General features: G+C 44.2%; 18 protein-coding genes, 1 other RNA gene and 1 pseudogene. 5 read left to right on the top strand and 15 right to left on the bottom strand.

What is annotated here, in order from left to right; translation table 11 throughout:
- Positions 1 to 47 precede the first annotated feature (47 nt).
- The 5 genes and pseudogenes from GCU48_RS11875 to GCU48_RS11855 all read right to left on the bottom strand — a co-directional run bounded on the left by GCU48_RS11875 (position 48) and on the right by GCU48_RS11855 (position 7,484).
- Positions 48 to 3,702: pseudogene (locus tag GCU48_RS11875) on the bottom strand (alpha-L-arabinofuranosidase C-terminal domain-containing protein).
- Positions 3,703 to 3,959: 257 nt separating this feature from the next.
- Positions 3,960 to 4,952 carry an SPFH domain-containing protein gene (locus GCU48_RS11870; RefSeq protein WP_152380122.1) on the bottom strand — a complete coding sequence of 331 codons (993 nt, stop codon included), beginning with the start codon at positions 4,950 to 4,952 and terminating at the stop codon, positions 3,960 to 3,962.
- Positions 4,953 to 4,971: 19 nt separating this feature from the next.
- Positions 4,972 to 5,763: a TPM domain-containing protein gene (locus GCU48_RS11865; RefSeq protein ID WP_152380121.1), complete on the bottom strand. Its 792-nt coding sequence runs from the start codon at positions 5,761 to 5,763 to the stop codon at positions 4,972 to 4,974.
- The gene (locus tag GCU48_RS11860) at positions 5,760 to 6,797 is read right to left on the bottom strand and encodes a TFIIB-type zinc ribbon-containing protein (protein ID WP_152380120.1); all 1,038 of its coding nucleotides are present in this window, start codon (positions 6,795 to 6,797) and stop codon (positions 5,760 to 5,762) included. The genes GCU48_RS11865 and GCU48_RS11860 overlap by 4 nt, the downstream gene beginning before the upstream one ends.
- Before the next feature lie 27 nt (positions 6,798 to 6,824).
- Positions 6,825 to 7,484 carry a PspA/IM30 family protein gene (locus GCU48_RS11855; RefSeq protein WP_152380119.1) on the bottom strand — a complete coding sequence of 220 codons (660 nt, stop codon included), beginning with the start codon at positions 7,482 to 7,484 and terminating at the stop codon, positions 6,825 to 6,827.
- A 349-nt stretch (positions 7,485 to 7,833) separates the two neighbouring features.
- On the opposite strand from GCU48_RS11855, the gene GCU48_RS11850 reads away from it, so the two are divergent.
- Positions 7,834 to 8,985 (top strand): glycosyltransferase, encoded by a 1,152-nt coding sequence (locus GCU48_RS11850; RefSeq protein ID WP_152380118.1) that lies wholly within the window; start codon positions 7,834 to 7,836, stop codon positions 8,983 to 8,985.
- Positions 8,986 to 9,054: 69 nt separating this feature from the next.
- On the opposite strand, the gene GCU48_RS11845 is transcribed toward GCU48_RS11850, so the two are convergent.
- Positions 9,055 to 9,612 carry a PadR family transcriptional regulator gene (locus tag GCU48_RS11845; protein WP_152380117.1) on the bottom strand — a complete coding sequence of 186 codons (558 nt, stop codon included), beginning with the start codon at positions 9,610 to 9,612 and terminating at the stop codon, positions 9,055 to 9,057.
- A 286-nt stretch (positions 9,613 to 9,898) separates the two neighbouring features.
- On the opposite strand from GCU48_RS11845, the gene GCU48_RS11840 reads away from it, so the two are divergent.
- Positions 9,899 to 10,384, top strand: coding sequence for a tautomerase family protein (locus GCU48_RS11840; protein ID WP_152380116.1), 486 nt, complete (start codon positions 9,899 to 9,901; stop codon positions 10,382 to 10,384).
- A 9-nt stretch (positions 10,385 to 10,393) separates the two neighbouring features.
- On the opposite strand, the gene GCU48_RS11835 is transcribed toward GCU48_RS11840, so the two are convergent.
- From GCU48_RS11835 to GCU48_RS26895, 4 genes are all read right to left on the bottom strand, one after another.
- Positions 10,394 to 11,338: a ring-cleaving dioxygenase gene (locus GCU48_RS11835; protein ID WP_152380115.1), complete on the bottom strand. Its 945-nt coding sequence runs from the start codon at positions 11,336 to 11,338 to the stop codon at positions 10,394 to 10,396.
- Between the two features lie 74 nt (positions 11,339 to 11,412).
- Entirely contained in the window at positions 11,413 to 11,811 is a 399-nt protein-coding gene (locus GCU48_RS11830; RefSeq protein WP_152380114.1) for a DoxX family protein, read from the bottom strand.
- A 66-nt stretch (positions 11,812 to 11,877) separates the two neighbouring features.
- Positions 11,878 to 12,105 carry a DUF896 domain-containing protein gene (locus GCU48_RS11825; protein WP_025721379.1) on the bottom strand — a complete coding sequence of 76 codons (228 nt, stop codon included), beginning with the start codon at positions 12,103 to 12,105 and terminating at the stop codon, positions 11,878 to 11,880.
- 153 nt (positions 12,106 to 12,258) lie between these two features.
- Complete coding sequence (locus tag GCU48_RS26895; RefSeq protein WP_244316195.1) at positions 12,259 to 12,396, bottom strand: hypothetical protein; 138 nt, start codon at positions 12,394 to 12,396, stop codon at positions 12,259 to 12,261.
- A 414-nt stretch (positions 12,397 to 12,810) separates the two neighbouring features.
- On the opposite strand from GCU48_RS26895, the gene GCU48_RS11815 reads away from it, so the two are divergent.
- The 3 genes from GCU48_RS11815 (at position 12,811) to GCU48_RS11805 (ending at position 17,253) form a co-directional block, all read left to right on the top strand.
- Positions 12,811 to 15,081 carry an nSTAND3 domain-containing NTPase gene (locus GCU48_RS11815; RefSeq protein ID WP_244316193.1) on the top strand — a complete coding sequence of 757 codons (2,271 nt, stop codon included), beginning with the start codon at positions 12,811 to 12,813 and terminating at the stop codon, positions 15,079 to 15,081.
- A gap of 84 nt (positions 15,082 to 15,165) precedes the next feature.
- Complete coding sequence (locus tag GCU48_RS11810; protein ID WP_152380113.1) at positions 15,166 to 16,272, top strand: IS4 family transposase; 1,107 nt, start codon at positions 15,166 to 15,168, stop codon at positions 16,270 to 16,272.
- 27 nt (positions 16,273 to 16,299) lie between these two features.
- Complete coding sequence (locus GCU48_RS11805; protein ID WP_244316191.1) at positions 16,300 to 17,253, top strand: hypothetical protein; 954 nt, start codon at positions 16,300 to 16,302, stop codon at positions 17,251 to 17,253.
- A gap of 382 nt (positions 17,254 to 17,635) precedes the next feature.
- Here GCU48_RS11805 and ssrA read toward each other — a convergent pair.
- The 5 genes from ssrA to eno form a co-directional block, all read right to left on the bottom strand.
- Positions 17,636 to 18,000, bottom strand: a transfer-messenger RNA (tmRNA) gene (gene ssrA / locus GCU48_RS11800).
- Positions 18,001 to 18,251: 251 nt separating this feature from the next.
- Complete coding sequence (gene smpB, locus GCU48_RS11795) at positions 18,252 to 18,731, bottom strand: SsrA-binding protein SmpB (protein ID WP_013308270.1); 480 nt, start codon at positions 18,729 to 18,731, stop codon at positions 18,252 to 18,254.
- Between the two features lie 272 nt (positions 18,732 to 19,003).
- The gene (gene rnr, locus GCU48_RS11790) at positions 19,004 to 21,607 is read right to left on the bottom strand and encodes a ribonuclease R (protein WP_152380112.1); all 2,604 of its coding nucleotides are present in this window, start codon (positions 21,605 to 21,607) and stop codon (positions 19,004 to 19,006) included.
- A gap of 186 nt (positions 21,608 to 21,793) precedes the next feature.
- Positions 21,794 to 22,027, bottom strand: coding sequence for a preprotein translocase subunit SecG (gene secG, locus GCU48_RS11785; RefSeq protein ID WP_025717843.1), 234 nt, complete (start codon positions 22,025 to 22,027; stop codon positions 21,794 to 21,796).
- Positions 22,028 to 22,385: 358 nt separating this feature from the next.
- Complete coding sequence (gene eno / locus GCU48_RS11780; protein WP_025717842.1) at positions 22,386 to 23,672, bottom strand: phosphopyruvate hydratase; 1,287 nt, start codon at positions 23,670 to 23,672, stop codon at positions 22,386 to 22,388.
- Positions 23,673 to 23,677: the final 5 nt, after the last annotated feature.

The following is a 23,677-nucleotide window of genomic DNA, read 5'->3' as shown; positions in this document are numbered from 1 at the left end:
TTAAGCAGGAAAAGGTTTTACCACCATTACCCTAACCATCTCGTACTCTACCCTTTAAGATCCAACACTAGCACATTCACTGAATTAGCGGGTAATTGCAGAAGGACCGCGTTATTACTGAGCGAAACCTGCTGCTCAGTAGGCACAACCTTCTCATCATTCTTTTTATTCACGTTCGGCACATGAACAAGAGAGGAATCGCCGGTTAATGTAATCAGCTTGGCGGTCGACTCCACACTTAATTCCCGAAGGTTCAACTGTGTTGCCTTATCCACGTTGTCGGCATTCACAAGCTTCACATATACATGCTCAGCATCCTTGGTCACCGAGTTGAATACATCACTGTTGTAAGCCTCCAGCTTGTAGTCCAGCACTTTGCTGCTTGTCTTGCCGTCGGTGTATGAGCAAATCAGGTTATTGCCCGTTTCACCGCCGTAGTTCACCGTGATAGTGTAGTCCGTGTTGTCGGCAAGCTCTTCATAGCTGGCTGCTCTCAGGTTGCCTGCCGCCGTACTGGAAGAATAGTCACCCATGGTATAACCTTCTATACCTTGCTTGTAGACTTTCACACCGGTAGCCTTGCCGCCGTATCCGATCGCGTATTCAACAACCGTCTTTTTCTCGGCCGAAATATCCGTGAGACCTGCACCCACATAAAAACCATCGATCCCGGAAATGCGTGAAGCGACCACCTCCACCTTGTAATTCGTCCAGTGGTCGTTCAAGATGAACAAGCCGTTCAGGCCGTTATCTTGGGCTTTGAGGAACAAGCCCCTTGCCTTCCTCCACCGTAGATCCCACGGAGCCGGGAATGACTTGCCAAGCTGAATTCAATTCCTTGGTAAAATCTTGATCCAACAGCACGCTGCCATCCCTGTTGGAAGTAACGGTCACACGTTTAATCACAGCCTCGGCGTTGCCTGTCGCAATCTCAATTCCACCCCGGGGAACAAGCTCTATCGGCTTGCCGTTTTTATAGGTAGAGAAAGAGGTAGCCAATACTTTATTGCCCAAATATTTAGCAAACATTTGCTGCACATAGTAGTTCGGCGTAAACCATACGGTTTCGTTATCGAACCAAATACAATCCGGGGTCCATCTGTAGGTTCCGTCCGTCAGTACTTTGTTAAACAGCGGTGTATAGGCAGCCAGCAAAACGACATCAGCATTATTTTCAAAGCCGGTCATCACCGCTGCCTCGGCTACTGCACCTGCCAATGTATTTTTATCCGTTGAGGCGTACTCACCAACGAAAACCTTTGACGTTTCCTTCCAGTTGATACTGCCGTCCGCGTTATAAGCTCTATAGTAGTAGTTATACCGGTCCACATTATTCAACAGATACTCGTTAGAACGGTAGTAGTGCTCATCCGCAATGGTGTCCATGTAATCCTTCTGCTTCTCATACCAGGTCACGACCTCCTCCGTCACTTGGTTACCATCTGCAAAAGCAACCTTGGCTGATCCCGTGATGTTACCACTCAGGAACTTCCAGCCCTGCTGATATGCATCGTCGTCTGCTTGAGCGCCAACCGTGGAGATAATATGCAGCTCATAGCCTGGATAATTTTTCTCCATATACTCATCAATGGACGTTTTGAACACTTCAAAGTTGGCAAAAAATTCTGTACCCCAATTTTCGTTCCCTACTCCCAAGTAATGCAGATCGAATGGAGCTTCATGGCCCATTTTTTTACGCATGGCAGCCCATTCATTATGTTCAAAACCCACGCTAATCGCGAAGTCGATCAGATCTGTAAAGTTCTTGATATAGTATTCTTTTAACGCCCCTCCAGCCGGATGAGCATAATCGGAACGGGCTTGGCAGAGCACGCCGCAGGCCATGACCGGAAGTGGAGCCGCGTTCAGGTCTTCTGCCAACTGGAAATACTCCATATAGCCAAGCCCCATGGTCATCATATAGCCCCATACATTAAAGTTTTCCTTGCGCAGCTCGACATCGCCAATGGATTCCTTCCAGTTGTATACATTTTCCCATATAAACGAACCCTCGGAGATACAACCACCTAGAAAACGCAAAAACTTCGGATGCATGCCGACCAGCGCGTTCACCAGATCTTTTCTCAGCCTGTAGTTGGGATTACCCTGAAAGTTAGCGTGTGCGGATGGAGATTTCTTTTCCTCTCCTGCGCCCCACACATCCTGTGGAAACAAGGATACCATATCAATTGAAATGTCACCTGCAAACGTAAGCGCCAGTTGTCCCAGAACCGTAGCCGAGCCTGTCATCACCAGCTTGGTATCAATGCCATACTTCTTCCACGTGTTGCCGCCCTCTCCTGTACGGTTACCGAATCACTAATGGCCTGTTCATGCGAATCCTGCAGCTGCAATGTAATGGTGCCTGCCGATTCGGCCTGCGCCCAGATGGTGAAATCATACTTGGCTCCTTCTTGGATGGACATGGCACAATGCTGGTTAGAATCGGCAAAGCCTTTGTTCCGAATGGTTGCACCATCCGCTACCGTCACATAATAAGCGTTCACTTCTTTATCCTTTACGCCCAAAAACTCATTTAAGCCACCGCTATGCTGCGGAGTCATCTTATCCGTATCACCAGACCAGGCAAACAGCGGGTTGCGGTTCCGTCCTGTGGAGCAGCCGCATTCGCCGGAAGCATGGGAATACGTATCGAATTCAAAGGATTCAAAGGAGCGGTTCTGAACAAGCTCCGCATAAATCCCGCCGTCAGCCGCATTATTGATATCTTCGTAGAACAAGCCGTACATCACTTCGCTGATATCCAGTACTTCCTTGTCCCCATGAATGTTCAACGTGTACGGAGGCAGTTGTTCCGGAAGAACCGATACTTCAAAGCTTTCTTCAATCCGGCTTGAGCCTCTCGTCAAGGTGGCTGTAACGGTCACTCCTTGTGCGGAGGCAATAGCCTGAACCTGACCATTATCAGAAAGTATATCCGGTCGGCTCGATTTCCAGGTCACCTTAACCCGTCCACCCATCAGGACCGTTGGCAAAGACAAGTCCTTGGTGACAATCGTCGGCGGACAAGCCTGCTTTATAAATCCGGAAGTCCGAAACGGAGCCGGCAAAGTCTACATCCGCTGCGTGCTGGGAACGACCGATAAAATTGTTATTATAGTTGGACGTGTCCGCAAACGTTTCAAACCATTTTCGCAGCCTGGTATAGTCGCCGCTGGAGGTTTGGCTGATAGAGCCATCCGCTGCCACCTCACCATTAACATATACAATCGGACCTGCGCTGCTTAATGTGCCACCCTCCGGGCCGACCACAGACATGGCGATGTGCATCCACTCATCCCTGACAAAGCCTCTTCCCGGGTCTACGGACAAATCTGCCTCGGCGAACAGCGTTCCGCGCAGGTTCCGTGTCATAAACATATAGGGTCCGGTATGGGCTTTGCCAAAGTCAAACACACGCTCCCACATATCCGTGAATCTGCCAAAGTTGACCCAAGCAGTCACCGTGACACCTGTGTTATCGCTTACATCTTTAAACAGATCGGAGGGCAACTGGATATAAGATGTGCCGTTGGGGCCTCCCGCGAGCGTCAAAGCTGCTCTTCCGCCAACATTGGCAATCGTAGGTGTATCCGTGCCGGATGCTACCCCGTTATTGCCTTGTCCTGAGCTATCCTTGCCGACGTCCCCTGCATCATCAAACTTGTACCGTGCAATGATCTGATCTTGAAATTTGGTCATCTTCGCACTCCTATACATATAGTTTATTAATGAAATAACTAATTAATTAATATAAATACATACTATATAACTATAGTACCCTATCCTGCGCATATTTTTCAATCCTATAAATCAGCCTTAGGAAGAAAACTCTTGAAGGAACCACAATAAAAAAAGCAGTCATCACAGAGCATACTCTGCAACAACTGCTTTTTGACTTTTAGACACACTGCTAGCCGGCCCTTTCTCCAAAGAAAGGAATTTGACAGTAGCTATAGCTACACGCTTAATTTCTGACCACAGTTTGGGCAGAAGTTAGCTCCCTCGTTTTTTGTACCGCAATTTGGACAAAAATTAGGTTTTTTATGCTCGCCAGCAGGAGTGGAGGCATCGGGGGCAGACGGAGTCTCAGCCGGGGGCTGCTGGCTTGGGTTCAAATTTTTCATCATTTCATTCGCCATATTCATCCCCATCATCATACTCGCCATATCCGAAGCAGCTCCGCCGCCTTTTACGTTGCCCGATGCAATCCCATCCGTCATCGTCACCTGTTGATACTTTTGTAGATTACCGATCATTTCATGAGAAGCTGTCTTCGTAATCATATCCTGGATCTCTTGAGGATAGTTGAAGCTCATCACATGGAAGCCGGTAATCGTCATGCCGTTGTCCATCACTTGCATGTCCAGGTCTTCTTGAATACCTTTTGATATATCGGAAGCGTTCGCCTGCAGATTAAACATGTCCTTCCCTTCTCTGCTGATCCACTTCATTAACAGCTGGTCCAACACAGAAGTAATGCGGATTTTAACATCCTCAACCAGATAGCTGTCCTTCACCCCGGCGATCTTATCAATGAGCGTAACATAATCATTCACTTTAAAATTAAACGTGCCGTTGGCACGAATAGGCATACCGCCCGGAAGCTGGGGAGTCGGGATCAACACTGGATTCTGCGTCCCCCATTTGACGGTAAACTCCTTCGTATTGACGAATAGAACCTCCACCCTCATGCCGCTGTTAAAGCCAAACTTGAACCCTTTTAACGTAGACAGGAATGGGATAATGTCAGAATCAATGCTATACGACCCTTCATTCTCAAAAATGCCTTCGATCTTACCGTTATTTACAAAAATCGCATCTTGACCGGGGCGAATAACTAACTTGCTGCCTTTTTTAATCTCGCGGTTGCTCCACTTCCAAAAAATCATGTCATCTCTGAATTCTTCCCACTCTACCACATTCGCAAATTGATTTCTAAAGAATCCCATTCCGCGTCCATCCCTTCAGTTAAAATGATCCTCTGCTGCCGCTATGCGAATGACCGCCGCTGGTGGTTCCGCCTCCGCCCGAGCTGCTGCTGCTACTGCTCTTTTCAATCTTCCGTTTCGTTGTCGTTGTGTGAAGGTACTCGTCCCGATGCTCCAGAACCCCTGAAGTGCTTCCATCCTCGTAGGTCTGCCGATTTACAGTCACTCGACCGCCGGAGTTGGAAACCATCTTGCCCACGATAATAGACGCCAATCCCAGTGCAACCGCCAAATGAAGCCAGCCCTTAAAAAATATACTGTCCGGATTCACCCCTGGGCGGATGGCCAAATATCTATGCGCACTCAAAATATACTTTTGAAATGCCAATCCATAGTTGCCGTTCGTCAGATCCGGGCTAATCTCATGACGTATTTTATCCAGTCTGTCGTCATCCAGATACCGCTCAGCCTTATAAAATCCGGCCAGATATACCTCTCTATTTCTCATGTCCATCGTCAAAATGACCGCATTCCCTTGAGACCTGTCATACCCCGGCCCATGATCGTCATAAAAATCCTGCGTCATTTTCATAACATCCCTATTGTCGGGATTCATGGTAGTAACAATAATAATATCTGTTTCTCTTTCGGCTCCGTATTGATTAGCCATAGAGTTCAACACATCATATTCTTCCTGATTAAGCAGTCCTGCTTCATCATAAATCAGGGGCTTCATTTTTGTCGTAGCTGCTTCGCCCTTCATTTCCAGCGGAACAGCTAGAAGAACAGCAAAGAACAACAAAACGGCCATAATCGCTCTGTATCTTTTCACTGAAAGTCTCCTCCCATCAACAACCAAGTGATTAGCCTCAATGAAAAGAGAGAAATACCGAAAATACCTGCAAACCAGGCCGTCACCTTGAACTTGCTAATCGGCGGCTTACCGACTACTTTCCCCGTCTGGCCGTTCATCGCAAACGTATGCTCCAATTGATTGTAATCATAGTGTATGACCCATACCGGAAGCAGGACATAATCCGCTTGTTTTAATGTAGTATCAATTTGCTTTTCTGTGTAGTTCACGGCCGTATACTCTGACACCGTAGAATGAATATAGGAATCAATATATTCCTTCACTTTTTCTTTAACTCGCGGGAAAAGCTCTTCTTCGTTGTAGCTGTACTTCTCCGCAATATAGCCCGCCAGATATGGCGTTTTAAAAGGTTTTAGCTGATCATAAGGAAACGGCTCCAATTTATCCATCAGCTCGTCATTCATTTTCTCCGCAGCATCAATCGGAACCTTCACATAATTCAGACGGATTTTCCGATATACATCAAAATGCTGCGTTTCCGTATATTCGTAATCCCCACTCGTATAGGTTCGTACCTTGGTACCCTCACCATAAGCCTCGATTTTGTTATGTAAATCATATAACCAGAACGGCACATACATCCCGGTGATGCCCTTAATCCGATCTGCTGTCATGAATCGGTTCGGTGTTAGACGACCATTCTTGCACCATTTTTTGAAAGCATCTATGGCTTCTTCCTTGCTGATCGAAAAAGGAATCACCTGCGCCGGAGCCAGTTTCCCGGTCAGTCGATCACCGAGAACCACGGCTGAACCGCAAAAGCTGCACACCGTTGCACTCGTCTCCATTTCAGTCATAATGACTGCCCCGCAGTTATTGCAATGATACTCCTGAACCTCATTTTCTGAAAAATTACGATTTGTCGTAAGAGGATCAGGAATGGATTCGATATTATCCTCTCTTCCGCAACTATGACAGGATAACATCCCTGTCTCACCGTCAAAGACCATGCCACTACCGCAGTTGGGACATTTGTATTCAATAACCGGCATCTGCTCACCTCTATCATGTAGAAACTGTTATGATTCCTTATTGTTTATTTGCTCTTTGATTGCAGCCAGTTCATCTTCTCCATTCGTACTCTTCTCATATTGTGCGAATAAATCATCCAGGTTGGCCTTTGTTCCTACCCGGAGCTCGGCTATCGCCATCGCTTCATCATATGCCCTGTTTACCTTATCTTCCAAAGCTTCGAAAACGGAGTCCCTGTTGCCCATTGAATTCAAGGTTTGCTGCGCTTTGGCAACCGCCATCTTCCCTTTAAGTCCGGCTCGCCGCGCTTCCAGTTGCTCCATATCGGACACCAATTTATCCTGTATTTGTTTCATATTTACGGCGTTTGCCGAAGCTAAGTCATAGGAGGTTTGTAATTGTTCCAGCTTCTCAGCCTGCGAACCTTTTCTCTCCAGAAACTTTCGAGCTTCCTCTTCGTTTTCAGCTTCCACGGACTTACTGGCATAATGCTGGAGCTTTTTGATCTCGGCTCTGCATTCATCCAGTACTCTTTTTGCCCTTCTCTCATCAGCCAATACTGAAGCGGTTTCCGCTTTCACCTTACCCAGATCACTGTTCAAGCTCCGCATATAATCGTCAATGGTTTTCTCCGGATCTTCCACCTTATCCAATATGGCGTTAACATTCACCTTCATAATATCCGTAAACCTCGACAAAATCCCCATGATAACCCCCTTCGAAAAGACTATATCCTACCATATAATACATCATATCTGGTACAAAGTGATCATTATGGCTAGATTCCAATAGCTAATTCCATTTAGCCATCCGTCCTCACTACGCGATAACTCAAAAAAAAGTGCCTGAGCCCCGTCGAAATCGTACGTTCAGGCACGGGGTCAGGCACTTTGCATTGCAGTCACAATTCATGTAGTCTTAACATCCACAATAAGACCAAGCCTGTTTCGAAACTGGAGAGGGTGTTTGACCAGACCACCCTAGACTCATTGAATACATTGTTATTATTTATCCTGTTTGAGCGTTTCTTAAAATAAATGGTGGGGGGAGATCACATTGGCTATCCGCTACAGCGTCATCATTCCAACCTATAATCGAGTCCAGCAGTTGCTGCTAACACTCGCTTCATTTGAAACACAAACCTATCCGAAGCAACTATTTGAAGTGATTGTAGCTGATGACGGTTCTACAGACGGAACGAAAGAAATGGTCGAAGGCTTCAAAGCATCCTATCCTCTTATCTACGTATCCCATCCGGAGCAACGCGGTCGGTCTGCCGTTCGAAATTTGGGACTGCGCCGTGCAAAAGGGCTATACATCATTTTCTGCGACGCTGACTTTTTGGTGTTACCTGATTTCATTAGAATCGTGAGCCGTTATCACCGCAAATATCCCAAATCCGTGCTTTCAGGCATTCCTCACTCGTGGGACGATGCTTTTACCCATTATCACCCTGACTTTTCTCCGGAAGAAAAAGAGCATTGTCGGAGCATACTTACACAATCAGGCCTATGGAATCCCGACTTTGAAGCAGCGAATGAAATCATTCCGGTCATAACCCCGGAAGATATCCTTCATCAAACGGGTGTTTTGTCTAAAGTAGTTAGCCCCACAAGAGTTCCCCTCAATATTAAAAAGCAATTCGCCACTACAGATGTAGCTCCCTGGCTGCTCCTGATTACACGTTGTGTATCCATCAGGCGCAGCCAATTGATCCGTATTGGTGGCTTTAATGAACGATTTGTACTCTATGGACTCGAAGACTGGGACCTTGGCTACCGGCTGCATCGACTAAGGGTTCCTTTCTATTCCATCAAAGAGGTTGTCGGATATCACCAAGAACACCCAACCTACCTTAGAGGGAACATCTTAAATACGGAAAATCTGAAAATCATGTTTGAAACCTACGGATTCAATGATTCCTCCTTAAATCTGCTCGCCCTTGTACCACCATCCGTGGATTTGGAAATCTACAAAAGTACACTGCGAGTATTACACAGGGGATTCCGTTCCAAGCTGACACGCTCATCAGCCCTGCTGTTAAGAAGGACACTGCGTTTGGCAGCCAAGCAGTTCTTTTATCAAAAAAATAATCCAGCATACCAAGAATCATTGAACCTAATCAAAAGGAAAGTAGCGAACCGAAAAAGCCGAGTCGCTCACGTGCTGCGAGAAATGCTGCTGAAGTCTGAAAAGCTGGTGGAATAATAGAAAGACTCCTCCATAAGGATGCGAGCCCAACTTGGCAAGCAGCTTTATGGAGGAGGAGGCGAGGCCCTAAGAACTCAACACTTTAATGCTTTCATCGCACCAGCTAATTAAACTGCTGAACTGACTTTTACCATAAATCATTGTGATCATCCAATACTTATGATTATGGTCTTTATGCTCTACGTTGATAAGCCAACGTTCAAGCTCTTCAAATATATGCAAGCTTTCCATTAGCTTTTCTTTATGCTCCTGTATGTGCCTTATAATTGTTTCAGGCGAAGAATTGCCGCCAAAAAACACCCTCAACAGCAGCTCATTTTTTTTAAGCATCACCACATGCTCCATGGGCTGGGAAAGCCAATCTGACAGCGTCTGCCTTCCCTGATCGGTAATGCTGTAGAGTTTCTTGTCAGGCTTTCCTTTCTGGCGAATGACCTCGAGTGCAATGTCTTTTCGATCCAGTAGTTCTGCCAGGCTGGGATAGATCTGGCCATAGTTCTCATTCCAAAAGTAGCTAGTACTTTGCTCCATATGTTGCTTTATATCATAACCGGTATGAGGACCCAGACTCAGAATGCCTAATACCGCAAACATTGTATTGGTTTTCCCTGACTGTCTCGCCATTATATATTATGCCTCCTAGTACCTCTAGCAAATCTCCGTAGTATGTCATGCTTTCATTAGACTAGACATAATTATAGCCCATTTGAACCAGCTCCACACCCAAACTATATATTATAAAATATATATATTATTATAATAATCAATGTTGACAAGGGTTTTGCACCGTTTTATATTAACGATATCAACAAAATATCAATGAGCTTGCCGAGATGAAGCCTTGGGTACATATATCATAAAGAATTCCAAGGCATTGCTTGGTTAAACCTCAATAAGGATATCTCAGACCATGACCATGATCAATGTCAACTATCCAGCAGGCCGTATTACGCTTGAACAGCGTCGACTTTTGGCAGAAGGGTTGACGGATGCGGTTCTCGTTCCAGAAGTAGGTCAATATTGTCCGCCAGCAAGAGAAGGGTTCCAGGTCCATTTCACCGAACGTCCAACAGATTACATGGCAATTGGCGGGCAATTGCTGTCGGATCAGCCTGAACGTGATGTGGTTACTGTCAATGTTCTGGTGATGAATGGTGACTGGCCTAACGATATCCGCAAAGAAGTGCTTGAGAACATTCTTGGCAGTTTGACTAAAGTACTGGGAGTACCGGAACCATCCCCGACTTGGTGGGTATCTTTCCAAGTCATTGAAGAAGGCAGTTGGGGTTCCCGCGGCAGTGTGCTCTCCATTCTGGACTTGCTGGATTCAGGGGTCTTTACTGATGAGAAAATTAAGGCTATCAAGCAATATGCCCAAACGAAAAAACACCCATAAGGGTGCTCTTCATTTTCCCGTTAAAGTTCTTACTTCAATAGGAAGCAGGTTCGCCTCAATTTGAGCCCGCTGCGGTTCAAACCACTCTGGGAGCATTAATTTCTGCCCCAAAGATTCAGCAGGTTCATCTTTAGCAAATCCCGGTGGATCTGTAGCAATTTCAAATAGTATGCCGCCCGCTTCTCTGAAATATATAGCATTAAAATATTGACGGTCTATGATTGGAGTCGGCTGATAGCCATAATTCTGGACAGTGCTTCTCCAGTCTTCATGTTGCTCGAAATCTTTTGCACGCCATGCAATGTGATGTACCGTGCCTGCTCCACCAAAGCCTAAACCCATTTTGGCGATTGGAACATCCACGATGTTGCCGATTTCTCCTTCGGACTGATAACGGACATATTCGGCGTCTTCATCGATTTTTGTAAATCCGAGTATGCTTTCCATTACATCCATCGTTTTCTGAGGCTTGACACTAAATAGCACGGCACCTCCAAACCCCTTAATTGCTTTATCAGCCGAAATGCCACCGTAAGACCAAGTACTGTTCGCTCCCGCTTCACGTTCGACAAGCTCAAGACGTAGGCCCTCATTATCCTCGAATTGGAGATATTGTTCAGAAAAGCGGATCGTTTTCGTAACTTGAATATCAAAGCTTTGCAAACGATGCTGCCAAAAATCAAGTGAACCTGGCGGTACTACATATGAGGTAATGCCCACCTGGCCACCTCCGATTCGCCCTTTGGGAGTTCCTGGAGCAGGAAAAAATGTAATGATGGTTCCAGGGCCTCCTGCCTCGTTACCAAAGTACAAGTGGTAAACCTCAGGAGCATCGAAGTTGATTGTTTTCTTCAATAACCGAAGTCCAAGGATGCCGGCATAGAAGTCGACATTCTCCTGCGGATTACCGGCAAAAGCTGTAATATGATGGATACCTGTAGTTTGAAGTGACATATGAAACCCTCCTTTAATCGTAGGAACCTTTATTTTTTGTCGTTGATGATTTTTAATGGCCTAACTATCATGTTTTATTTAAGTATTGCATCGATGGAATATGAACCTGCCCCTGTCAACGCAATACCGATTACAACGGCAATAAGAACTAGAGGATATTCATAGCCGTCAGCTGTGGCCCAGATCCCATTTTGACCATGTACTTTGAAAATCGCTCCGAGCATAGTCACCGTAATCAACAATGCAGCCAATGGAGTGAGCAGTCCTAAAGTAAATAGAGTTCCTCCCAACAATTCCATCACCCCAGCGGACACTGCCATGAATACTCCGGGCTTAATTCCAATTGACTCCATCCAACCGCCGGTGCCTTTTGGACCATAGCCACCAAACCAGCCAAAAAGTTTCTGAGCTCCATGTCCCACCAATAACAATCCAACCACCAAACGTACCAGTAACAATCCACTCGCCAACATAAAATCACTCTCCATATTATATTCGTTTAAAGATTATTTAATTAAAGATATTAGATAAAATTAAATTCATTGTTTAACGATTTGCGCCTGTTCTTTTTTTAGTTTTTCAGGAGTAACATCATCTCCATTCGGATCATAGATAGTAGCATTCAAAAGGATGCTTTTTACAGAACCCCGAAAGATTTGAAGGTATTCTTTGCGAAGATCGATTTGTTCCGTTTTTTCAATTTCAGTTAATCCGACTTCTTTTGCTTTTTTGGCAAGCTGATTAATTCTTTTTAAAATTGTAAGCAAGTGTATACCTCCATATTCAAAATTTGCTGATCGTTTTTATCTTTAATTTATTTATCTTGATATAAAGATATAATACTTTCCTATCCGTGTCAATACTTATTCCAGAAAAGACAAAAAACAAGCTTATGCTGAAGGGACTGGGGTCTTATGTCGTTAGATATGGAGACAATCTTGAAGGCTCAAACCATTATACTCCACAGTTTCCTTATTTGCTGAAAGATTCCCCTTTATATCAAAGAATTCGCTGTTGGTTCCGGCTATGATAAAGTTATGAACTTTTTCTCCTAGCAAAAACCTTCATTACTGGTTTTTGCTTACTCATGATATTCAAACTCCTGTTGTTTTCCAGTTGCATCATAAATGATCTTGAACTTATTTCCTTCTGTACCCTCACGAACTCGTTATTGCTCTTTATATAGTAAACGGATGCACTCGACTCATTGGCTTGCTTGCGCGCATGTTGATTAGCCTTTTTGAGATTCTTGAAGTTGTTCTCGATTCGCAAACATCTTGAGTCTCTCCAATTCTATGATTAAGGGCGTTATAACACAAAATGAAAAACCGACAACCTAGGGGAGGCGAGGCACTACCCATTTGAGCAGTACTGATAATGGGTCTGTATGTTCTACGTAGGTTGAAAGTTGTATTCATAATGTAAAATTACTATATATATATATGGTTCTCAAGGAAACAGGAGGAATAATTATGCCGAAATACGACTTTCATGAACTGTTAGAACCACTCGAATTTGAAAAGCTCGTTTGTGATGTCGTTCAAGTTAGGGAAGGCTTTTTTGTACAAATGTACAAGGAAGGGCGTGACTCAGGCATTGATGGTTCTTATATAAATCACGGCAAGAAGACTATTATTCAAGCAAAACGCTACAAAGATTTCAAGCAACTTTTCAGTAGTTTAAAAAATTCCGAGCTACCAAAGGTGCGTAAGTTAAAGCCCGACCGATATATTTTGGGGGTGTCATTTGATTTTCGACCTGGTGAGAAAGAACAAATTATAGATTTGTTTGAAGGGTCTATTCAAAATGAAGATGATATTTTAAGCAGGACAGATATTAATCGGCTATTGGAAATTCCAAATTATCATTGGATAGAATCGGCACATCCAAAACTTTGGCCACTGAGCATTAATATATTAGGAAAATTCCTTATAGAGTCAATACACCGCTCTTTATACAGGGAATCGGCTGAAGAGCTCAAAGAAGCAATAAAAGCATCTACTAAATTCGCTCCTACGCAAATCTATCGCGAAGCATTACAAAAATGGTCACATAATCATGTAATTGTAATTTCTGGAGAACCCGGTGTTGGAAAGACAACGATAGCTTATCTTTTGGCACTGGCATATTTGCAACCAGAAGATCTAGACGGATTCATATGGGGAAATTCTATTGAGAATATTTATAATATGCTAGAGGACGATAGGAAACAAGTCATTATTTTAGATGATTTCTGGGGAAGTATTTTTCATAATGAAAACACTAGTAGGAAAGATGAAAGTCGGCTTATTAAACTGATCCAACGTATAATAGACTATGGAGAAAACAAGCGTCTCATCTTAACAACAAGAGAATACATTCTTCGTCAAGGGCTTCAAAAACAACTTATGTTGAAGGAAACGTTAGAGCAATATGCTCTGATATGCACAATGGATAAATATAGTAATATTGAAAAGGCCAACATTTTATTTCAACATCTCTACGCCTCAAACCTAAAACATGAACATGTTACTTATCTTTTTCACAATTGTGGTGAAATAATTAATCATGACAATTATAACCCACGGGTACTTGCGCTCTATCTAAATAAAGAACCAGATAATGAAACTTCCGCCGAAGAGTGTTTTATGGAACTATGTGATTATTTCGATAACCCTGGCGCATTCTGGGAGGATATTTTTTTAGAACTTAGTCAAGAGGCGCAGATTGTAGCCCTGCTTTTGCTAATTTCTTCAACACCCATGAATCTGGAAGATATGAAACGCTGCTATGCACGATATATAGCTACTCGTTCAAACCGGATGGGGATAAAGAAGCTAAGCGACAGTATCTCCGAACTTGAAAAAACAATGATTAAGTCCTTTTATAGTGATGAGGAAAATGGAATTTTATTGAAGTTCAATATGCCCTCTGTACAAGATTTTCTATATTCCTATATTCAAGAAAATACTGAGCAGTTTATTCCTGAGCTTATACAATGCTGTGCTTTTTACAATCAACTTCAGTTTCTACTTGAACATTTTTCTAAGAGCTCTAGCAAACAAATTACGGAAATGCTCGAGCAACAATGTATATTACATTATGTAGATTATCCTTATTGTTATACCGAACCTGATGGCAGTTGGAATTGGGAATCTGATGGATTAGATGATTTACCTAATGGGGAAGAAGAGCTTCATAGGTTCTTTCAAGTGCTCCATTGTTGTGATCCTCATTTACATCCCACACTCTTTAATTTTTTGGAAAGTGAAATTAATAATTATTGTTTAACTATGGGGCATGGAAATATAGAAGCGCAGTATATGGATCTTCATAACTTACCTGATATTATATTTCGATGCATAAAAAAAGGAATGCATTTCAATGGTAGAAATATTATAAATCAATTTTACCAAGAAGCATTTAGTGTGTATCATTACATGGCTATGGAAAAATTTCAGGAAGTATTTCCAGATGAGTATAGCATTTACCATGACAATTATTTCCCAAAAATAAAAAAAGAATTAAAAGCTATCTTGTTGACTGAAATAGAATTACTTGATGATTTATGTATGGATATTGAACTTGACATGCTTGTTGATAATATTCCGGAAATACTCAATCATTTTGGCCTTCGATATACCAATCAATTTGGAGAGAAGATATCCTCTTTATGCGGCCGGAAGCCGATATTAGTGCAAAAAGAAAGTATAGTTAACACTGATAACAATATATATAGAGATGAAAAAGAACACGCCTGTTGAATAACCACAAAATGGTAGAAAAAAGATCGTCTTTTCTGTAGAATCGTTGGTACCATCCAAACGAATCCGAAAGAAGACGATCTCATGAAAAATTCTATCACGATTACATCTATCCTTCAATCCATGCTGACTCCTGAAGAAGTTCAAAGGGTTGTGAAGTTAATAGGTTATGAAGACAAAGCCCGCAAGTTTACGGTGTACCATTTACTTCAATACTGGTGCATGGCTGCGTTGGAACAATGGGGTAGCTATCGATCCAGCGTAGATTATGCGGCTCTCTGTGGCTTGCCTGTCGTCCACTACTCACGCTTTTCAACCAAAGCCGCCGTATTTAAGGAACTTTTCCATCTACTTGTTTGCAAATGTAACCGGGAAGCACGTCGGAAACTGACTTTCCCCAAAGAATTATTACTCATCGATTTAACCACGATGACGGTGGGGAAAACGCGTTTGCCTTGGGCTCCTTATCACGGGGAGCGTGCAGGTATTAAACTTCATGTCGCTTTACGAGCAGAAAATGGGCAACCCCTTCAGGTGGTCGAAACGCTGGGCTCCAAGCATGATGGCCCCATGAGTGAAGCGTTGGCTCAACCGGACTACATTTTGGTGATGGACCGTGCTTATGGGAAACTGGAGCGTCTGGATCACTTCAAAACCCATGGACAATCGTTTGTCATTCGGCTTCGCGACAACGTCCATTTGGAAAAGCCTCATGCGCTACGTCGCCTTACGAAGCCAGATTCATCCGTCATTCGGGATATCACTTGCCAGTTGGGAACCCCTCAGTGTCGTTCCACACAACGCCATCGTGTGGTGATGTTTCGGGATTTTGAAGGTCGGGAAATTCGGGTGGTTACCGATTTAATGCAGGTGACCGCAGAACAAATCGCACAGATCTATAAGGCTCGATGGCAGATTGAAGTCTTCTTTCGTTGGATCAAGCAACATTTGAATATCCCAACGCTGTTTGGTACGACTGAAAATGCGGTCTATGGGCAATTATTCTGTGCTCTAATCGTCTATGTCCTGCTCAATTGGCTATTTGTTGCTGCTCAGACTTCATGGCCCCAACATGCCGTTCTTTCCTTTGCGCGATTTTCTCGTCTATTTCTTCTTCAAAACTTACCTGTTGAATGGCTGATTCAGATTCAGCGCGTTCTTCTTCAGTGCACCTCTTGTTTCATGAATTGAGTTACTTATTTTGGTTATTCAACAGGCGTGGAAAAAGAACAATCATTAGAAATGGTAAAAGAAGACGCAGAAAATTGGCTTTTCGGCCCAAATGAACTCCCCCTTGATGATGAGCAGATTTCAGAATTTATAACTGAGAGCGATCTTCAACCCTCTCTAAAAAAAGAACTAAGAAGAATATTTAAAAACAATCGCCTTCACTATATTCATGACTATTTGCAAACAAGGGAATCAATTACACTGTCTCTCGCAGCATTGCATGACATTGGGAATCTTCCTGATGTGGAAAGCAGTTTATGTATAATAATAATTCAACATTTACTCCAACAAAACACAAATTCAAAACTTACTAACCTAATTGATTTCTGTGCTGAAACTTTTGGTTCATTCATGTATTTAGATGAACCCGTGATCCGTGCCTCGGAATTTTTATCAAGCGATATATACAATCACTATTTGAAAAACGATCCTGTTCTTTGCGAGATTGTCTTTGGAAATTTTGTCCTCCAAGATTCACAATGGGTCCGTTTCCTTCACATTCCTATTTACACTTTCTGTTATGCTTTTACAACATGCATGGAGTACAGGAATGAAGAAGATTCCGATGGAGAATCCTGCCAAGAGTTCTGGAAAGAGGTGTGGGGTAATAATTTTGACAAATTAAAACGTACAATTAAATACAATAAAGAAACTCAGAATAGTATTTATTATGCTGAATTCGGAATCTACTATTTTAAAAATTATGATTGGGAGGGGCGCATGTACAGAATGTATCAAGAATTAGACCCCTTCCAATTTAATCGACTATATGTTAGCCCCAAAATTGAAGGTTACTTAAATCAACTTAGTTATGAATGTGAAGAAAGCAAAGTATTAAATCATCTTTCTCTCTGCAAATATGAATTTTATTATGATGATTCCGGAACCCCCCGCTCTTCGACTGCTTTCATTTCTGATGAGCTATCAATGTTTGAGATTTAAACATTACTAAAAATTGGGACCCGTATCCTAAACAACTAAGTAAAAGTAAGTTTAAGGAATTGAAGAGTAATAGCGATATATGTAGTAAGCATAATGAGAATTGGTCAGTTGCAGTCTATAAAATCAAGGACGTTGAACTGTTGAAGGAGATCGGAGCCTACGAAGAAACATTAGGTTTGATACAGGAGTTAGAGAAAGTCCATGCTAGATTTTTTTCTGGGGATTACTCATCGATTCTATGATACGGTACAGATGAATTTATTTAAATTTCTTTAGTAGAGTGCCATCCGAACACTTGAGCATCGAATTAATCCAGCATTGCTTCAACATGAGCTGGAAAAACAAAAAGCGACCAATTACGGTCGCTTTTTTCATAGTACTTAAATGGAGGCGAGGGGAGTCGAACCCCTGTCCGAAGATAACGACACATAAGCTTCTACGGGTGTAGTCACAGTTTTGATGTCACCCGAGTATCGCCCCGTAACCGGCTATACGTTGGGTCAGCCTGATTGTCTTCTTCAGCTCACCGCAGGCGGAGATGAGACAGCGTATCCCACTATTTGTTAGCCCCTATCCCTGTCACATGGGCGATGCAGAGTAGAAGCACGCTCACAGGTTATTAAGCTGCGAAAGCGTAGTTGTTTTGTTGTTTGCCGTTTAATAGGCTTTAGCGTTGATGAAGCGGACGCGTCCCCACTACCCGCTACCCATGCTCGAACTATCCCCGTCGAATCCATAAACGCCCCCTTGTTATAAAAAGGGCTCCACGGATAAATCCGGAAATACCGGAGCATAAGCATGCATAATATCGGAAGCTGAATTCTGAGATTCAACAGTCGAACAAATTAAAATACATTAAAACTTACTACTTCGTTAGTATAACATATAACATGTCATAACGAAACGGAATGAAGCCATTTCAGCTCGATAAAATAGCACCATTACAGGAACATGTAACTTATTCACGTAATTTGTGCCATACACAATATTGCAGCAATCTATCTCGCAATTTTTTGCTTCTCCCGCAAAGCACGTTGAATATCACGCTGTGCATCACGTTTAGCAGCTGCATCACGTTTATCATACTGCTTTTTACCTCTACCCAGTCCAAGCAGCAGCTTGGCATAACCGTTGCGCACATAAATCTTCAGCGGCACGATCGTGTAGCCTTCCTGTTTGGACAGACCGATAAGCTTGCGAATCTGCTCTTTATGCAACAGCAGCTTACGCGTGCGCGTAGGATCGGTCGGATTGTTACGATTACCTTGCTCAAAAGGGCTGATATGCATATTGTGAATATGAATTTCGCCATTACGGATCGTAGCAAAGGCATCACTGATATTGGAGCGGCCATTCCGCAGAGACTTAATTTCCGTTCCCGTTAACACCATGCCCGCCTCGTAGGTGTCCTCAATAAAATAGTCATGGGAAGCTTTTTTGTTCTGGGCGAGCACTTTCCCGTCTGCCTTCTTACCCATGAATACCACTCCTTATAAATAACTTAATTCAAATATAAATCCAGGCACAAGAATCCAGCTACAAAGAGCTACCTAGAAATATATTGTAACAAATTTCAGATGATAAAAGCAAGAAAGGTCAAGCCTTCTACATTTCTAACTTACACGTATCACACTAAAAGCAAACGGTTTCCATCCATTACTACAGACAGAAACCGCCTTTATACTTAAGCCCCATCAGCTCATTTACTGGCACGAAAACTCCAGCCTTCTAACGAGTATGTTATATCAACTTACTTTTTCTTTTTCCTCACAAATCCAGCGGTGCTATTGCCGCCACCGCCGCTCTTATTTTTCCGCTTGCGACGCGTGCCGCCGTCACCGCCTGGTCTTGCATCACTCCCAGGTGTAGCTGCGCCACCGATAAAAATACCGCTGGCAGACGTCTTCTTCCGCCGCTTGCTTGCGCCCGTTGCTGGCGAAGTGTATCCGCCCTTGCCACTGCCAAAGCCAAAGCTGCCCGCCGAACTGGCTCCGCCACCGCTTCCACCACCACGGCCTGTGCGACCTGCAGTGCTGATACCTCCGTTGCCGGCCTCTTTAGGCTTCCCAGCCGTTTCACGACCGCCCTTACGCTCTCTGCCAGTCTTGTCCTTGCCGCCCTTGCGGTCACGTCCTTCGCGGCCTTTACCACGCCCCTCGCCACGTGCAAAACCACTGCCTTGGCCCGATCCGCCCGTCCGCTCACGGCGTTGACGCGGCTTCATATCGACAAGCTCAAAATCAATCGTGTAATCCTCCATGTTGACGCGGGCGACACGAACCTTGACCTCATCCCCGATGCGAAATACCTTGGAGGTGCGTTCACCGATTAACGCCATATGCTGCTCATCAAAATGGTAATAGTCGTCCGTAAGCGCACTCAAGCGCGTCAGACCCTCCACCGTATTGTCTAACTCGATGAACATACCAAAGCTGGTTACGCTGCTAATGATGCCCTCGAACTCCTCGCCAACCTTGTCCAGCATGTATTCAGCCTTTTTCATTTGCTCTGTGTCGCGCTCTGCATCCACAGCCACACGTTCACGCTCAGAGGATTGCTGCGCAATATCAGGCATACGTGCAGTCAGATATTCTTGACGCTCAGCTGTCAAAGCCCCGCCATTTTCCAATACCTCACGAATAACACGGTGAATCACCAAATCAGGATAACGGCGAATTGGCGATGTAAAATGAGAATAATACTCCGCTGCCAGTCCAAAATGTCCTGTCGATTCCGCATCATACTTTGCTTGCTTCATCGAACGCAGCATCATGGTACTAAGCACTGTCTGTTCCTTTGTACCCTCGATATCTTCCAGCAATGTTTGCAGCGCACGCGGATGAATGGAATTCCCGCGGCCTTTAATCTGATGTCCAAAATTAGCCGCAAACGCCATGAAATTTTGCAGTTTCTCCGGGTCCGGGTCCTCATGAATCCGGTATAAGAATGGTACCTTGAGCCAATGAAAATGCTCGGCCACAGTTTCATTGGCTGCCAGCATAAACTCCTCGATAATTTGCTCGGCGATCGTACGATCTCTTTTAACGATATCGACAGCTTTACCTTCATCATTTACAATAACTTTCGCTTCATCAAAATCAAAATCAACCGCACCCCGGCGCATCCGGTTAGCACGCAGCTTCAATGCCAGCTCCTTCATCGTGCGGAATACCTCTACCAGATCCTTGTACCGTTCCATCAGTTCAGCATCTTCCTCTTCGAGGATCTTGCGAACGTTGGTGTATGTCATTCGTTCCTTCGTTTTAATCACACTGGTGAAAATATCATGCTTTACAACCTTCATATGCTCGTTGAATTCCATTTCACAGGACAAAGTCAAACGATCCACCTGCGGATTCAAAGAACAAATGCCGTTTGAAAGCCGGTGTGGAAGCATCGGAATGACGCGGTCAACCAAATACACGCTACAACCGCGATTATAGGCCTCCTGATCCAGCTTGGAGTTCTCTCGCACATAATACCCTACGTCGGCAATATGAACGCCCAGGCGGTAGTTCCCGTTCGGCAGACGCTCTACATTGACCGCATCATCCAGGTCCTTGGCATCCTCGCCATCAATCGTAACAATGATCTTATCACGCAGATCGCGACGACCCTGACGTACAATTTCTTCTTCCGTAATCGCGTCTGGAGCCTGATCCGCTTCCGCTGTCACTTCGTCGGGAAAAGCCTCTGGAAGCTGATGCTTGCGAATCACTGACAAAATATCGACGCCTGGATCATCCTTGTGACCCAGAACTTCCAGCACTTCACCTTCCGCCGCCGCCCGTCCTTCCGGGTAGCTCACAATACGCACAACGACCTTTTGCCCGTTTACAGCTCCATTGAAGCTATCCTTTGGAATAAAAATATCCCGGTTAATGCGTTTATCGTCCGGCAAAACAAAACCGTATGCTTCGTGGCTCTGAAACACGCCCACCACTTGAAGCACAGCGCGCTTCACGATCCGCACGACTTCGCCTTCTAATCGGCCACCCGCAGGTCCCTTCGACGTCACTCTTACCAGTACCGTGTCTCCATTCATCGCGCTCTTTAAGTCGTTAGCGTGAATGTATACATCCGGGTGCTCCCGGTCCTCCGGAATGAGAAAAGCAAAGCCCTTGGCATGAGCCTGCAAACGCCCACGCTGCAAATCCATTCGTTCCGGCACGCCATAACGGTTTGTGCGGGTCAGCAGAATTTTCCCGTCTTCCTCCAATGCGTTCAAGAGCTTAAGGAATTCGCGAAAATCGTCTGCATCCTTAATGTCAAAATGCTGCTCCAACTCCTGGTATGTCATAGGCTTGTATGCGGTCTCGCGCATAAAATCAAGTAGTTGTTGCTCTGTTATCATAATTTTGTCCACCTCGGGCGACCTTTAATTTTCAGTAATAATCCGCATGTTCCTTGTTCCTGTTACAAGGCTCTTATATACTCATACCCTAGTATACACGAATTTAATCGACGGCATCCCTGCTTGCCTAAAATCCAAAAAAGCCTCCGTTTCCCGTGAAACGAAGGCTTAAGGTATTTATTTATCTTATTTTGCAAAAAATGCAACCAGTACGGCAATAATCATAAAACACGCACCCAAAACGGCAGTTACGCGTTGCAAAATCAAATCCATACCGCGAGCTTTTGTCTTGCCGAACAGATGCTCAGCACCGCCAGAGATGGCACCGGACAAACCTGCACTTTTCCCCTTTTGCAGTAAAACAACCGCAATAACAGCAATCGAGAACACTACGAGCAGCACTTTCAAAAAGATTTCCATGAAAAATCCCACCTCCTGAGCTTATACATCTGTTTTGCAAAACAACACAGCCTCTTTTATGAAAACATGTCCATATCATGTTATGAATAGCCGGAAATTAACGCAAAACACTACTTTCATTCTACCACAGCTTCCAGTAGATAACAACCAGCTTTGCCGATTGGCTCGCACCAAGTCTTTGCAAGGATACATCTATATGCTGATCTGCTGATCTGCACTATGCATACAAAAATAACAAAAACAGACCTGCTCACAGTAGCGAGCAGATCTGTTTAATCATTGCGTCTAGCTTCGAGCGTCCAAGCTTCGTTATCTTAAACCACGAAGCTTAGAACAGCTTTAGCATCTTATCGCAATATTATTTTTTCAGGTTGTAGAAAGATTTCAGGCCGTGGTATTGAGCCAGTTCACCCAGTTGGTCCTCAATGCGGAGCAATTGGTTGTACTTCGCAATACGGTCAGTACGGGAAGGAGCACCTGTTTTGATTTGGCCTGCATTTGTTGCAACAGCGATATCAGCGATTGTGCTGTCTTCGGATTCACCGGAACGGTGAGAGATTACAGCTGTGTATCCTGCACGTTTAGCCAATTCGATAGCGTCGAATGTTTCAGTCAGCGTACCGATTTGGTTTACTTTGATCAGGATGGAGTTACCGATGTTTTCTTCGATACCTTTAGCCAGACGTTCTGTGTTCGTTACGAACAGGTCGTCACCAACCAATTGGATTTTGCCACCCAGTTTCTCAGTGAGCAATTTCCAACCTTCCCAGTCATCTTCGGAACAACCATCTTCGATTGTGATGATTGGGTATTTATCAACCCAAGAAGCAAGCAGGTCAACGAACTCAGCAGAAGTGAAGGATTTGCCTTCGCCTTCCAGTGTGTATTTTCCATCTTTGTAGAACTCAGTAGAAGCAACGTCCATACCGAGGAATACGTCAACGCCTGGTTTGTAACCAGCTTTTTCGATGGCTTCGATAATAGTGGACAGAGCTTCTTCGTTGGATTTGAAGTTAGGAGCAAAACCGCCTTCATCGCCAACAGCTGTGTTCAAGCCTTTAGAGTTCAGTACAGATTTCAGGTTGTGGAAGATTTCCGCACCAATACGCAGAGCTTCTTTGAAAGTAGGAGCGCCTACAGGCAGAACCATGAACTCTTGAACGTCAACGTTGTTGTCGGCATGAGCGCCACCGTTAACGATGTTCATCATTGGTACTGGCAATTGTTTAGCATTGAATCCGCCCAGGTATGTGTACAATGGCAGGCCCAGAGCTTCAGCAGCAGCGCGAGCTACAGCCATGGATACAGCCAGAATGGCATTTGCACCCAGTTTGCCTTTGTTTGGCGTACCATCCAATTTGATCATCAATGTGTCGATTTCTACTTGGTTTATAGCGTCCATACCGATTACTTCAGGAGCGATGATTTCGTTCACGTTTTTAACGGCTTGAAGAACGCCTTTACCCAGGTAACGGGATTTGTCGTTATCGCGAAGCTCTACAGCTTCGTGAGCACCAGTAGAGGCACCGGAAGGAACGATGGCACTACCGATAGCACCGGATTCCAGATATACTTCAACTTCAACAGTAGGGTTACCACGGGAGTCGAGGACTTCGCGAGCGTACACGTCAGAAATAATAGTCATTTGTA

Source organism: Paenibacillus brasilensis, from assembly GCF_009363115.1.
Taxonomy (GTDB): domain Bacteria; phylum Bacillota; class Bacilli; order Paenibacillales; family Paenibacillaceae; genus Paenibacillus; species Paenibacillus brasilensis.
The sequence above is the reverse complement of the archived record's forward strand: the minus strand, read 5'-3'. Positions and strand labels throughout refer to the sequence as shown.